11 protein-coding genes are annotated in these 13,446 nt (G+C 70.2%); 4 read left to right on the forward strand and 7 right to left on the reverse strand.

What is annotated here, in order from left to right:
* The first annotated feature begins 105 nt into the window (after window positions 1-105).
* Entirely contained in the window at window positions 106-738 is a 633-nt protein-coding gene (locus OHA88_RS19735; protein ID WP_328626504.1) for a TetR/AcrR family transcriptional regulator, read from the forward strand.
* 38 nt (window positions 739-776) lie between these two features.
* Here OHA88_RS19735 and OHA88_RS19740 read toward each other — a convergent pair whose 3' ends face one another.
* Window positions 777-2,792, reverse strand: a complete 2,016-nt coding sequence (locus tag OHA88_RS19740) for a thioredoxin domain-containing protein (protein WP_328626505.1) — start codon at window positions 2,790-2,792, stop codon at window positions 777-779.
* A gap of 47 nt (window positions 2,793-2,839) precedes the next feature.
* The gene (locus OHA88_RS19745; protein WP_328626506.1) at window positions 2,840-4,183 is read right to left on the reverse strand and encodes a recombinase family protein; all 1,344 of its coding nucleotides are present in this window, start codon (window positions 4,181-4,183) and stop codon (window positions 2,840-2,842) included.
* Between the two features lie 221 nt (window positions 4,184-4,404).
* Here OHA88_RS19745 and OHA88_RS19750 point away from each other — a divergent pair, with 221 nt between their 5' ends.
* Complete coding sequence (locus OHA88_RS19750) at window positions 4,405-7,662, forward strand: tetratricopeptide repeat protein (RefSeq protein ID WP_328626507.1); 3,258 nt, start codon at window positions 4,405-4,407, stop codon at window positions 7,660-7,662.
* An 84-nt stretch (window positions 7,663-7,746) separates the two neighbouring features.
* Here the strand turns inward: OHA88_RS19750 and OHA88_RS19755 are convergent, their stop codons facing one another.
* Together OHA88_RS19755 and mca are read right to left on the reverse strand one after the other, a co-directional pair.
* On the reverse strand, window positions 7,747-7,986 hold the full coding sequence (locus OHA88_RS19755; protein WP_328626508.1) for a hypothetical protein: 240 nt from the start codon (window positions 7,984-7,986) through the stop codon (window positions 7,747-7,749).
* A 1-nt stretch (window position 7,987) separates the two neighbouring features.
* On the reverse strand, window positions 7,988-8,869 hold the full coding sequence (gene mca / locus OHA88_RS19760) for a mycothiol conjugate amidase Mca (RefSeq protein WP_328626509.1): 882 nt from the start codon (window positions 8,867-8,869) through the stop codon (window positions 7,988-7,990).
* Window positions 8,870-9,022: 153 nt separating this feature from the next.
* On the opposite strand from mca, the gene OHA88_RS19765 reads away from it, so the two are divergent.
* Both OHA88_RS19765 and greA read left to right on the forward strand, forming a co-directional pair.
* Entirely contained in the window at window positions 9,023-9,439 is a 417-nt protein-coding gene (locus OHA88_RS19765; RefSeq protein WP_328626510.1) for a DUF4307 domain-containing protein, read from the forward strand.
* Window positions 9,440-9,643: 204 nt separating this feature from the next.
* On the forward strand, window positions 9,644-10,141 hold the full coding sequence (gene greA / locus OHA88_RS19770) for a transcription elongation factor GreA (protein WP_267002598.1): 498 nt from the start codon (window positions 9,644-9,646) through the stop codon (window positions 10,139-10,141).
* Between the two features lie 63 nt (window positions 10,142-10,204).
* Here greA and OHA88_RS19775 read toward each other — a convergent pair whose 3' ends face one another.
* From OHA88_RS19775 to ilvA, 3 genes are all read right to left on the reverse strand, one after another.
* Complete coding sequence (locus tag OHA88_RS19775; protein ID WP_328626511.1) at window positions 10,205-11,050, reverse strand: ABC transporter permease; 846 nt, start codon at window positions 11,048-11,050, stop codon at window positions 10,205-10,207.
* Complete coding sequence (locus tag OHA88_RS19780) at window positions 11,047-12,072, reverse strand: ATP-binding cassette domain-containing protein (protein ID WP_267002602.1); 1,026 nt, start codon at window positions 12,070-12,072, stop codon at window positions 11,047-11,049. Before OHA88_RS19780 ends, OHA88_RS19775 begins: the two co-directional genes overlap by 4 nt.
* A 98-nt stretch (window positions 12,073-12,170) precedes the next feature.
* The gene (ilvA, locus tag OHA88_RS19785; RefSeq protein WP_328626512.1) at window positions 12,171-13,400 is read right to left on the reverse strand and encodes a threonine ammonia-lyase; all 1,230 of its coding nucleotides are present in this window, start codon (window positions 13,398-13,400) and stop codon (window positions 12,171-12,173) included.
* Between the last annotated feature and the right edge of the window lie 46 nt (window positions 13,401-13,446).

Raw genomic sequence — 13,446 nt, forward strand, 5'->3', positions numbered from 1 at the left:
GGCCGCGGCCCGAAAGCCGCGGCCACTTTGCATGCCACCGCTCCGGCCCGGACCGGTGGACGCCGGCATGGCCCCGGCACCCGTCGATGCCCGACAATGGCGATCATGGCCGCCACCTCCCGTACCTCGCCTCCCACCTCCGTCGAGGCGCAGCCCCGGCCGGGGCTGCGCGAACGGAAGAAGCTCAAGACCAGGACGGCGATCCGACGCTCGACGTACCGGCTGATAGCCGAGCAGGGGTACGACGCGACCACGATCGAGCAGATCGCGGAGGCGGCCGAGGTGTCGCCGAGCACCGTCTTCCGGTACTTCGCGACCAAGGAGGACATCGTCCTCACCGACGAGTACGACCCCCTCATGGAAGCGGAGCTGCGCAACCGCCCCGCGGACGAACCGCCGCTGCAGTCAATGCGGTTCGTCGTGACGGAGGCACTGGCGGCGCTCCTCACCACCGAGGAGGAGGAACTTCGCCGGCGCACCCGGCTGATGGTGGAGGTGCCCGCGATCCGGGCGCGGATGTCGCAGACCATGTCGGACACCGCGAAGGTCCTGGCCCGGGTACTCGCCGACCGCAGCGGCCGCAGCGCCGACGACCTGCAGGTGCGGGTGTTCATCGCGGCGGTGCTGGGGGCGCTGCGCGAGGTGACGCTGTACTGGGGCGAGCACGGTCAGGAAGGTGACCTGATCGCGATGGTCGACCAGGCCCTGGACACGCTCGAGGGCGGCCTGACGCTCTGACGCCTCCGGCGCGGTCGACCCGGGTGACCGAGCCCGGTTCACTCCCCGAGCTTCCGCGCCAGCTCCCGCGCATCCGTCGTCGGCGCATCGCACACGAAGTGCCGGCAGACGTATGCGGTCGGCGCTCCGTCCACCATCGGCCGGTCCGCCAGCAGCGGAAACTCCGTACCGCCCGTCGCACCCGCCGCGACCACCGCCCCCGGCGCCCGCCCCAGCAGCGCCGTGCGGTGCAGTTCGCCGCCGACCGGACCGGCGACCGCCACCTCGCGCGGACCGTCGAGCAGCGCCTCCGCGACCGCGAGTCCCCACCCGATGAACCGCGGCACCCGCGGCCCGAGCGCCTTCACCACCCCCAGCGCACCCTCCGCGGCAGTGCGATGGGCCTCCGAGCCGGTGTGTGCCGCGTAGGAGAGCAGCGCCCCGGCCGCCGCTGTCCAGCCCGCCGGGGTCGCACTGTCGGTGGGGTCCTGCGGGCGGCGGATCAGCTGCTCCGCGTCGTCCGCCGTGTCGTACAGCTGCCCGCCCTCGCCGGTGAAGTGCTGGAGCACGATGTCGAGCAGGAAGCCGGCGAACTCCAGCCAGACACCCTCGCCGGTGACGGCGGCCAGCGCGAGGAAACCCTCCGCGACATCGCCGTAGTCCTCCAGCACCCCGGCGTTGTCTCCCGTCCGGCCGTCCTTGGACGTCCGGGCCAGCCGGGCGACGTCACCCATATGGACCCGGACCAGCAGGTCGGCCGCCTCGGTGGCGCGCTCGATCAGATCGGGACGGTCGAAGTACGCCCCGGCCTCGGCGAGCGCGGCGATCGCCAGACCGTTCCAGGCCGCCACCACCTTGTCGTCCCGTCCGGGACGCGCCCGCTCCTCGCGGGCCGCGAGCAGCCGGGCCCGTACATCGGCGGCCCGGTCCGCATCCACCGCCACGTCGGTACGAGGCAGTTGCAGCACGGAGGCGCCCTCCTCGAAGGTGCCCTCCTCCGTCACCCCGAAGTGTTCGGCGGAGAACGCGGCGTCCTCCTCACCCAGCACCTCGCGCAGCTGCGCGGGCGTCCACACGTAGTACGCGCCCTCGACGTGCCTGCCGCCGCTGTCCTCGCTGTCCGCGTCGAGCGCGGAAGCGAACCCGCCCTCCGCGGTCCGCAGCTCCCGCACCATGAAGTCGGCGGTCTCCAGCGCGACCCGGCGGGCCAGCTCGGACCCCGTCGCCCGCCACAGATGGGCGTACACCCGGCAGAGCAGCGCGTTGTCGTACAGCATCTTTTCGAAGTGCGGCACGACCCATTCCCGGTCCACCGAGTACCGGGCGAACCCGCCGGCGAGCTGGTCGTACATCCCGCCCCTGGCCATCGCCTCACAGGTGTCGGCGGCCATCTGGAGGGCGCCCTCGGCACCGGTGCGCGCGTGGTGGCGCAGCAGGAACTCGATCGTCATGGACGGCGGGAACTTCGGGGCGCCACCGAAGCCGCCGTGCTTCTCGTCGTACTCACGGCTCAGCGCGAGCAGCGCCTGCGCCAGCTCCGACTCGCCCGGCAGCCCCTCCCCGCCGTGCGCCAGCGAGCGGCCTGCCAGTTCGCGGACGATGCGCCCGGCGACCTCGTTGACCTCGTCGGGGCGGTCGGTCCAGGCGGAGACGACACCTTCGAGCACCTGGCGGAAGGACGGCATGCCGTGGCGGGGCTCGGGCGGGAAGTACGTACCGAAGTAGAAGGGCTCGGCGTCGGCGGTCAGGAAGACGGTCATCGGCCAGCCGCCCTGACCGGTCGCGGCCTGCACGGCCTCCATGTACACGGCGTCGACGTCGGGCCGCTCCTCGCGGTCGACCTTCACGTTGACGAAGTGCTCGTTCATGTATGCCGCGGTCGTTTCGTCCTCGAAGCTCTCGACCGCGAAAACATGGCACCAATGGCAACTTGAGTAACCAACACTCAAGACCACCGGAACGCCTCGCTCCCGCGCCTCGTCAAAGGCCTCGGGCGACCACGGCCACCAGTCGACCGGATTGTCGGCGTGTTGGAGGAGGTACGGAGACGTCTCATGGGCCAGGCGGTTCGGCATACCTCCATCCTGCCTGAATGGACCCGCTCCATCCCATGACCCGGCCCTCAAGCCGCGGGATCGGATGCCGCCACACGGTCCGCCCACTTCCAGACCGGCGACACACGTGAGTAGTCCCAGGTCCGGTTCCCCTTCACCCCCGGCCGGATCACCAAGTGCTCAAAGACCGAGGCAATCACCTTGCGCCGCTCATCGAAGTCCATGTCACCCGACTTCCAGCGCTCCCGAATCGACTCCGGCAGTCGCACGGGCCCGCGCCCTCCCTCCGGAAAGAGAAACCTCTCGATGGCGTCGTCCACAAGCGGGCCGCTGATCGCGCAGCGTCCGCAGCCCCGGCCTGCAGCTCCGTTGCAGATGTAGTTGTACGGGCTTCTCCGGCTCCTGCTGCTTTTGGAGCCGCCCATTTTCCGGCCACACGTCTGTCCGGGCTCGGTCTCCCCGCCACAGCGCAGAAATCCACTCGCCAGGTACCTCGGTCCGGCCTTCTCGCCCGTTCGCCTCGGCGCGCCGCTCCCTCGGTGCATATAAAGGCTTCCCGCCGCGAACGTCGCACACAGCGCCTGCCACTGTTCGGGGTTCACTATGGGTTCCCACTGGCCCACCACGGGCAGCCTGGTGTCCGGATCGAGCAACAGCTCACCGCGGTTGGCTCGATAGCCGCACACACGCGGCGCCGTCATGATCTGCGTGACCGTTTGAGGGTTGTGGACACCACCACGCGTCCCTCTCACGCCCAGCCGGTACCACTCACGTGCAATGGCATTGACCGGCACACCCCCGATGCGATCCTCGATGGCCTTGCGCACCAGCTCGGCCTCGACCGGGTGGAGGGTGATTCTGTCGTCCGCCCAGCCGAAGGGGCGTGGTCCGCTGTGTGGCATTCCGTCCATCGCCCGGGACCAGTGCCAGTTGCGAACTCTCCGGGCTCGGATCTCGGTCTCCGCAGCAGCCGCTTCGAGCGACAGCACAGCCTTCAACAGCCCCTCCTTGGTATAGGGGTTACGGACTCCGCTCTGATCGACATGTATGCGCCCGGGGTGGCACGTCAGGGCTTCGATGAACCGCGCGAAGTCCTCCACGCGGCGATAGAGGCGATCGTCTGCCACACAGACGACGCCTCCCAGTGGCATACCGCCGCCGATGGTCCCTCGCCTGAGGTCCGAGAGCAGCCTGTCGAACGCTGGTCGCGAACACCCCGGCTTGGAGGCATTGCGCCCGTTGTCGGTATATCTGGCGACGATGACGCAGCCCTGCTCACGGGCGGACCTCTCGTTGATCCGGTGCTGATTGTTCACCCCATGGGCATCGCCCTTCCGGAAATCTTCAGACGTACGGGCGTAAGCAGCAACGGGAACGCGGCCCGAGCCAGCGGCAATTGATGAGGATGACATGGCAAGTCCGCTCTGTATCGAGAATTCATCCGACAGTCACTTCAACGCGCGAACACGGGACAAGTCACCGCAGGCAACAAGCTCCACCCCACCAGTCGTCCGGACTCATTGGGTGAGCACAACGGCCGCTCAGGTGAGGTCACTTGCTCCGCTTGCTCTCGCGCTCAGCCGCCCCACACAGGACACTTGTCCCGAACCGAAGCTCTCGGAGGGGGACGAACATGCGGGACAGCCACCGGGCCGAAGCCGAACGGCTGTTGGTACGCGCCGTGGAGGAAGAGGTACGCCGATCGGGCGGCCGGACCGACGCCGCGACGCTGATGGCGCGTGGGCGGGCCGCCCTCGATTCCCTGGTGGCCGACGCGGGCGAGGAGTACGCCGCGTACGTCCAGGCACTCGACGCGATGGAGGCCGGGCAGCAGCCCCTGTCGCAGCGATTCAGTAAGACGACGATGGGAACTCCCCTGCTGGTGGCGGGCGTTGCTGCAGCTGCCGCATTCTGCGCGGATGTCGCGCTCGGCACGGCGGCCGGGCCGGCGCTCGGCGCGGGCGCCGTCGTCGCCGTCGCGGGCGCCGCGACCACCGTCGCCAAGGTGACCGCCTCGCACTGGCCCGCCGCCCATCGGAAGGCGGGTGCGCTGGGTCAGCCCGGCGGCCCCGAGCAGTTGCGGCTGCAGTGGCTGGCGGCGCTGGAGGTGCGGGGCATACGCCCGTTCCTGGACCAGCAGCGGATCCTGACCGCGTCGTCCCGTGCGCCGAAGAAGAAGGCCGCCACCGTCGTGCCGCAGCTGCGCGGCGGGGACCGCAGTGCGGCGGCGCGCACCCGGTCGTTGCTCGGCCAGTCCTTCAGTCATCTGCCCGCCCCCGACGGGCCGTTCGCGGGTCGCCGGGCCGAGCTGGCGCAGATCGCCCGGTGGGTGCACGCGGCCCGGGCCTCGACGGAGACGAAGCCGACCGTCGTCGTGCTGCACGGCGAGCCCGGTTCCGGCCGCACCACCCTCGCCGTACGGGCGGCACACGAACTGAAGGACCAGTTCCGGGGCGCCTGCGTGGTGGATCTGCGCTCCGACGTCACCGGCGAGAACCCGCTGCCGACCCGTGACGCACTGCTGCATCTGCTGAACCGCCTGGGCGCGCCCCGCGAGCAGCTGCTGTTCCGGGACGGGGTCTCCCCCGGTCGAGAGGGGTCGAAAGCCTGGGGCAGGTCTTCCGCGGAGCAGCAGGTGCGACGGCTCGGCGAGCTGTACCACCAGCATCTGACCGGTACGCCGGTGACGGTCGTCCTCGACGACGCCGGCGACCCGGCGCAGGTCCGCACGCTCATCCCCGAGCGCTCCGACAGCCTGGTCCTGGTCACCGCCCGCGCGCCCCTGGACCTGCCCGCCGACATCCCGGCCTGGGTGCACCAGCTGCCGGTGGGACCTCTGGACGCGGCGGGCGCGGAGGAGTTGCTGCGCGCGTCGGCCGAGGAGCAGGAGCTGGGGCCGTACGACTCCCAGTCGACCGACACGATCACCGAGCTGTGCGGCGGCCTGCCGCTGGCGCTGCGCGTCGCGGGGTCCTCGCTCGGGGCTCGTACCCGCAGCTCGCTGGCCACCGATCTCGCCGCGTACGGTCCGGTCGCCCCCGTCGAGCGGACGCTGTGGCTGCGCTACACCGACCAGTCCGAGCAGGCGCGGCGGCTGCTGCGCCGGCTCGCGCTGGCCGGGCGCGCCAGCCTGGGCGCGGCGGCGGCCGCGGCGCTGCTGTCCGCCGAGGAGCAAGAGGCGCAGCGGCTGCTGACGGTCCTGTGCCGGGCCGGGCTCCTCGATCATGTGCGGGGCTCGCGTTATCGGTTGCACGATCTGGTACGGGGCTTCGCCCTGGCCCGGTTGCTGGACGAGGAGGGGGCGGCGGACCGTACGGCCGCGCAGGAGCGGCTGATCCACAACTATGCGGAGCTCGCCGGTGCGGTGATCCGGATGGTGGACGGCAAGATGTCGACCCGGGCGGGGCAGTTCGGCTCGCACGGCTTCGCCTCGCTGGACGCGGCGCTGCGCTGGCTGGACGACGAGTCGAGCTTCATCACCTCCGCGCTGCGGCATGCGGAGGGCGTCGACCAGGGGGCCGTGCTGGATCTGCTGGGCGCGCTGTGCGACTACTGCCTGCTGCGCGGCGACCTCTACCGGCTGGGCGAGATCAGTGAGTTGACGCAGGCCGTCGACCAGGGGCTGCTCGAGCGGTCGGTCCAGTGGCGTACCGGTATCGCGGCCCGGCAGCTCGGTGAGCTGGACAAGGCTCGTACCACCCTGTCCTCGGTCGTCGGCCTCTACCGTGAGGCGCAGAACGAGGCGGGTACGGCGCTGGCGCTGTGCTCGCTCGGCATCACCCTGCACCACCAGGGCAATCTGACCGAGGCGGCGGTGCGGCTGCGCGAGGCGATCGGGCTGCAGTCCTCGGACGAGCAGGCCGCGGACCGGGCGTGGTCGCTGCATGCGCTGGCCGCCGTCGAGCGTGACCGCGGTCGTCTCGCCGAGGCTTTGGCCCTCCTCGACACGGCGCTGATCCTCCACCGTGAGGGCGAGTCGCTGCACGGCGAGGCGTGGGCGCGGTTCCAGCTGGGTCAGACCCTGCTGCGGATGGGCGATGTGGCGGGGGCGGACGAGGCGCTGCGCACGGCGCTGGATCTGTACGGCCGCACCCGTGACGAGCGCGGCGAGGCCTGGGCGCTGACCCAGCTGGCGCGTGCCCGGCTGCTCGACGGGGACGCGGCCCCGGCGGTCGACGAGCTGCGCCGGGCGCTGTCCCTGCACCGGGACAGCGAGGACGCGCGGGGCGAGGCGTGGACGCTGTACTACCTGGGGCAGGCCCTGGAGGAGACCGGCGACACCGATCAGGCGGTTCGGGAGCTGGAGCGGGCGCGCACGATGTTCTCCCGGATGCGGGATGTGTACGGGCTGGCGTGTGCCCGGCACCACTCGGGCCGGGTCACCCGCGACCAGCGGGCCGCCCAGACCGGCAATCTGCGTAACTCCGGCTTCGCCCGGCAGCTGTTGGTCGACGCCCGGGCCGACTTCCGGCGGATCGGTGTCGCCCACGGCGAGGCGTGGACGTGTCTGGAGCTGGTTCTGATCGACGCGGGTAACAACCGCGCGCCGCAGGCGCTGGCCCTGTGCGACGAGGCGGCGCAGTTGTTCGACTCGTACGGCGACACGCGGGGCGCCGACTGGGCCCGTTTCCTGCGCTGCACACTGCTGCCGTACGCATCGGCGGGTGGCACGGAGGTGGGCACGGTGGTGGCTCAGCAGGAACTCGCCGACCTGCTCGGGGCCGGCCGTCCGACCCGCGACAGCAAGCTGGAGGACTGCGCGGAGGCGTTCACGGTGGTCCTGAACCGCGGGGTCGACCTGGAGGACGGCTGGCAGGCCTGGCGCCTGGGAATGACGCCGACCCGCCACGCCCGCGAAATCATGGGCGTACCGGTGGGGGCGAGGTCGTAGGACGGGGCCGAGGCCTCTTGCCGGGCACTCGTATGTGCCGGACGGGCGGTGGATCAAGCCCGTCCGGCAGGTGGGGACAGAGCGCTACCGGGCGCGCCCGGTAGCGGTTCCCGGTGTCCCGGCGTCGGCGGACACCGCGTCGGGATCCGGTGCCTCCTCGAAGTTCACCTTGCCCATGTGCCGGTTCATGGACTTCATCAGCAGCCACACGCCCACCGCGAGCGCCGCGAAGACGATGAAGCCGAGAACGCCGGGTGTCACCTTGTTCTTGTCGAATTCCTCGGCGAGAGGAACGACGTGGGTCAGTGTCTGGGTCGCGTACATATCAGGCATTGTCGCGGATGCCCGCGAAGAGGTCACTCTCGGGGAGGGACGTATCGACGAGAGACTTCGCCAGCTCGTACTCCTCGGTCGGCCAGACCTCCCGCTGGATGTCCATCGGAACCCGGAACCAGCCGCCGTCGGGGTCGATCTGGGTGGCGTGCGCGATCAGCGCCTTGTCCCGGATCTCGAAGAACTCGGCGCACGGAACGTGCGTGGTCAGCGTCCGCTCGACGCGCTCGAACTCTTTCCAGCGCTCCAGCCACTCGCCGTACGGCGACTCCAGGCCGCGGGCGAGCAGCGCCTCGTGCAGCGCCACCGTGCGCGGACGGTTGAAGCCCTGGTTGTAGTAGAGCTTCTGCGGCTGCCAGGCCGGGCCGAACTCCGTCTCGGGGAACGTCTCGGTGTCCGCGGCGCCATCGAACGCGATCATCGAGATCTTGTGGGTCATGATGTGGTCGGGGTGGGGGTACCCGCCGTTCTCGTCGTACGTGGTGACGACGTGCGGACGGAACGCGCGGATGCTCCGGACGAGACGCGCCGCCGCCTTCTCGTCGTCCTCCAGTGCGAAGCAGCCCTCGGGCAGCGGCGGCAGCGGGTCGCCCTCGGGCAGCCCGGAGTCGACGAAGCCGAGCCACTCCTGCTTGACGCCCAGGATCTCCCGGGCCTCGTCCATCTCCTTCTTGCGCACCTCGTGGATGTGCTCCTCGATGTACGCGTCGCCCTGGAGTTTCGGGTTGAGGATGGAGCCGCGCTCGCCGCCCGTGCAGGTCACGACCAGCACGTCCACCCCCTCGGACACATACTTGGCCATGGTGGCCGCGCCCTTGCTCGACTCGTCGTCGGGGTGGGCGTGTACGGCCATCAGTCGAAGCTGCTCAGTCAAGACTCGATCCTCAGTGATTGGTCGCCATTGAGTGGTGCCGTCCCGTAGGGACGTCGGTGCGGGGTGGCGGTCGGGCTGCGGGTGGCAGACTTCTATAGTGACCGAAGCCGGGGGTGGAAAATTCCGCGATCCCCCGGTACGGAAGGAACAATCATGACTGCGGTGCGTGAAGCACTTCCGGAGGGCCGCTACGGCCGCTCCGCGGACGAGCGCGCGGACCGCAAGCTCAGAATCATCGGCTCGGTGCTGGGCGTCGCGCTGCTCGGCGTGGTCGGCTGGATCGGTTACGGCTACGTGGCGGGCCAGGGGATCAGCGCCGAGGTGATCAAGTTCAAGATCGCCTCGGACGACCGGGTCGACGTCCACCTGGAGGTTCGCAAGGACCGGGACGCGAAGGGCTACTGCACGCTCCGCTCGCAGCGCGTGGACGGCGACGACGTGGCCCGCAAGGACATCCGGTTCGACGACCGCTCCGACCGGATCGACCGGATCGTCTCGTTGCGTACGACGTCGCGGGCGACCAGCGTGGAGCTGCTGGGCTGCACCGCCGACGGCGGGGCGTCGCGTTGACCGGCACGGACCGGCTCCGACCTGCGGTTATCGTCCCTGACCTGCGTTGACGCGGTCGTAGCGGTTTACCTTCTCCCCCTTTTCCTGCGGAATTGTTAGGCTCGTGGTTTCGCCCACCCGTGGAGGCACATGCTTCTGGGTAGGGCGATGCTTTGTATTCCCAGTACCGACGCTTTGTATTTCCAGTACCGACTAGGAGCACCTGTGACCCAGACCAGCGAAAACGTCACCTGGCTCACGCAGGAGGCGTACAACCAGCTCAAGGCCGAGCTGGAGTACCTGTCTGGTCCCGCGCGCACGGAGATCGCCGTAAAGATCGCGGCGGCCCGTGAGGAGGGTGACCTCCGGGAGAACGGCGGGTACCACGCGGCCAAGGAGGAGCAGGGCAAGATGGAGTTGCGGGTGCGCCAGCTCACCCAGCTCCTGGAGCATGCGAAGGTCGGCGAGGCCCCCGCCGACGACGGCGTGGTCGAGCCCGGCATGGTCGTCACCATCGCGTTCGACGGCGATCTCGACGACACCATGACGTTCCTGCTCGCCTCCCGCGAGTACGCGAGCGCGGACATCGAGACGTACTCCCCGCAGTCCCCGCTCGGTTCCGGCGTGAACGGCAAGAAGATGGGCGAGGACGCCGAGTACGAGCTGCCGAACGGCAAGAAGGCCTCGGTGAAGATCCTCGAGGCGAAGCCGTACACGGGCTGACCCGCCACATCTGTAGGCAGCAAGGAGCCCCGGCCGCGGGACGGCCGGGGCTCCTTGCTGCCCTCAGGCGGCCGCCGAGCGGTACTTGCGGACCGCCAGCGTCCGGAAGACCGCGATGATCAGCACGGACCAGATCAGCGAGGCCCAGACGGGATGTTCCATCGGCCAGGCGTCGGACGGTGAGACGCCCGGGTTCCCGAAGAGCTCGCGGCAGGCCTGCACGGTCGCGCTGAACGGGTTCCATTCGGCGATCGGCTGGAGCCAGCTCGCCATGTTCTCGGTGGGCACGAAGGCGTTCGAAATGAACGTGACCGGGAAGAGCCAGATGAGGCCGCCCGAGGTGGCCGCTTCGGGGGTGCGGACCGAGAGACCGATCAGTGCCCCGATCCAGGAGAAGGCGTAGCCCAGCAGGAGCAGCAGCGCGAAGCCGCCGAGCACCTTGCCGGCGTTCTCCTCGGTGCGCCAGCCGACCAGCAGGGCGACGACCGCGAGGACGACCAGGGTGAGCGTCGTCTGGACGAGGTCGGCGAGCGTACGGCCGGTGAGCACCGCACCGCGCGCCATGGGCAGCGAGCGGAACCGGTCGATGAGGCCCTTGTGCATGTCGTCCGCGATACCGGCGCCGGCGGTGGCGAAGGTCACGGTCTGGGCGAAGATGCCCGCCATCAGGAAGTTGCGGTAGTCGGCGGGGCTGGTGGAACCGCCGATCATCATCGAGCCGCCGAAGACGTAGCTGAACAGCACCACGAACATGATCGGCTGGATCAGCCCGAAGATGACCATCTCGGGGATCCGGGTCATCCTGATCAGGTTGCGCCGGGCGACGACGAGGGAGTCGCGGACCGACCGGCCCAGGGAGCCGCCCGGGCGGGGGGCAGCGATGTGCAGCGTTTCCGTCGTGGCAGTCATTTCGCGGCCTCCTGTCCGGCCTTCCGGCCGGTCTGCGCCCCGCGTCCGCGGGGGACGGTCCCGTTGTCGTCGGTCTCCGTCAGCTCGGCCACATGACCGGTGAGCGAGAGGAACACGTCGTCGAGGGTCGGGCGGCGCAGACCGATGTCGTCGATCTCGACCCCTCGGGAGTCGAGGTCCCGGATGATCTCGGCGAGCAGTTTGGCGCCGCCGGAGACCGGGACGGTCAGTTTGCGGGTGTGCTGGGTGAGGGTGACCTCGCCCTTGCCCAGGTGGGCGAGGACGGCCCGGGCCGGGTCGATCTGGTCGGGCTGGTGGACGACGACCTCGACGCGCTCACCGCCGGTCTGGGCCTTGAGCTGGTCGGAGGTGCCGCGGGCGATGACGAGGCCGTGGTCGATGACGCAGATGTCGTGCGCCAGGCGGTCGGCCTCCTCCAGGTACTGGGTGGTCAGCAGGAGCGTCGTGCCGCCTGCGACGAGTTCCTCGATGACCTCCCACAGCTGCTGCCGGTTGCGCGGGTCGAGGCCGGTCGTCGGCTCGTCCATGAACATCACCGGCGGGGAGACGACGAGCGCCGCCGCCAGGTCGAGGCGGCGGCGCATCCCTCCGGAGTACGTCTTCGTCGGCCGGTCGGCCGCGTCGGCGAGGTTGAACCGTTCCAGCAGCTGCCCCGCCCGGGCCTTCGCGTCGCGCCGGCTCATCTGGTAGAGCTGACCGACCATCTGCAGGTTCTCGCGGCCGGTCAGATACTCGTCGACCGCGGCGAACTGGCCGGAGAGCCCGATCGAGCGGCGGACGTCGTCGGGTCTCTTCAGTACGTCGATGCCCGCCACGACCGCCCTGCCGCTGTCCGGCCGGAGCAGAGTCGTCAGGACACGTACGGCGGTCGTCTTGCCGGCCCCGTTGGGGCCGAGGAGGCCCAGGACCGTGCCTTCCGGCACGTCGAGATCAACACCGCCGAGTGCTCGTACATCGCCGAAGGTCTTCACCAGGCCTTCGGCATGGATGGCGCCTGGCATACGGATTCCCCCAGAGCGTTCGGGTGACTTCCCTCACAGATCCTAGGATTGTGCGCCTTGCGCCGCCGGGTGAACGCGCACACCGAGGGGCCCGCGTGTCAGCCCGTCACCTCGTACCCCGCCTGCCGGAGCGCCGCGGTGACCTCCTCGCAGTGGGCCGGCCCCTTGGTCTCCAGGTGCAGCTCGACCTCCACCTCGGTGAGACCGAGCCGCGGATCGGTCCGTACATGGCCGATGTCGAGGACGTTGGCGTCCGCGACGGACAGCGAGGCGAGCAGGGCGGCCAGCGCGCCCGGGCGGTCCGTGAGCCGCACCCGCAGGCTCAGGTAACGGCCGGCCGACGCCATGCCGTGGGTCAGGATGCGCTGCATCAGCAGCGGGTCCACATTGCCGCCCGACAGCAGCGCGACCACCGGCCCCCGGAACGACCGGGGGTCGCTCAGCAGCGCCGCGACGGGGCTCGCCCCGGCCGGTTCCACCACTAGTTTCGCCCGCTCCAGGCAGAGCAGCAGCGCGCTGGACAGCTCGGCCTCGGAGACCGTACGGACCTCGTCGACCAGCTCCTGGACGAGCCCGAACGGCACGTCGCCCGGGCGCCCCACCTTGATGCCGTCCGCCATCGTCTGCAGTCCGTCGATCGCCACCGGGTGGCCGGCCGCCAGGGAGGGCGGGTAGCAGGCCGCGCCCGCCGCCTGGACGCCGACGATCCGCACGTCGGGCCGGACGGCCTTCACCGCCACCGCGATGCCCGCGGCGAGACCGCCGCCGCCGATCCCGACGACGATCGTGCGGACCTCGGGGCACTGTTCGAGGATCTCCAGGCCGACGGTGCCCTGACCGGCAATGATGTCCGGGTGGTCGAAGGGGTGGATGAAGACCGCGCCGGTCTCCTCGGCGTACTCCTGGGCGGCGGCGAGCGTCTCGTCGACGACCTGGCCGTGCAGCCTGACCTGCGCGCCGTACTCGCGGGTCGCGGCGACCTTCGGCAGCGGCGCCCCGATCGGCATGAAGACCGTTGCCCGTACGCCCAGCAGCGCAGAGGCGAGTGCGACACCCTGCGCATGGTTTCCGGCGCTCGCGGCGACGACCCCGGCCGCCCGCTCCACCGGGGACAGTCCGGCGATCCTTACGTACGCGCCGCGCAGCTTGAACGAACCGGTCCGCTGCAGGTTCTCGCATTTGAAGTGGACCGGCGCGCCGACCAGCTCCGACAGATGGCGGCTGCCCTCCATCGCGGTCACCCGGGCCACACCGGAGAGCATCTTCTGCGCGCCCCGGACATCGTCGAGGATCACTGGGGGAAACGGATGGGGCGTACGGAAGTTCATGACTGCAAGTCTTGCAGCTGGACGCCCTGCGGGACGCCGCCGCGGC

Source organism: Streptomyces sp. NBC_00353, from assembly GCF_036108815.1.
Taxonomy (GTDB): domain Bacteria; phylum Actinomycetota; class Actinomycetes; order Streptomycetales; family Streptomycetaceae; genus Streptomyces.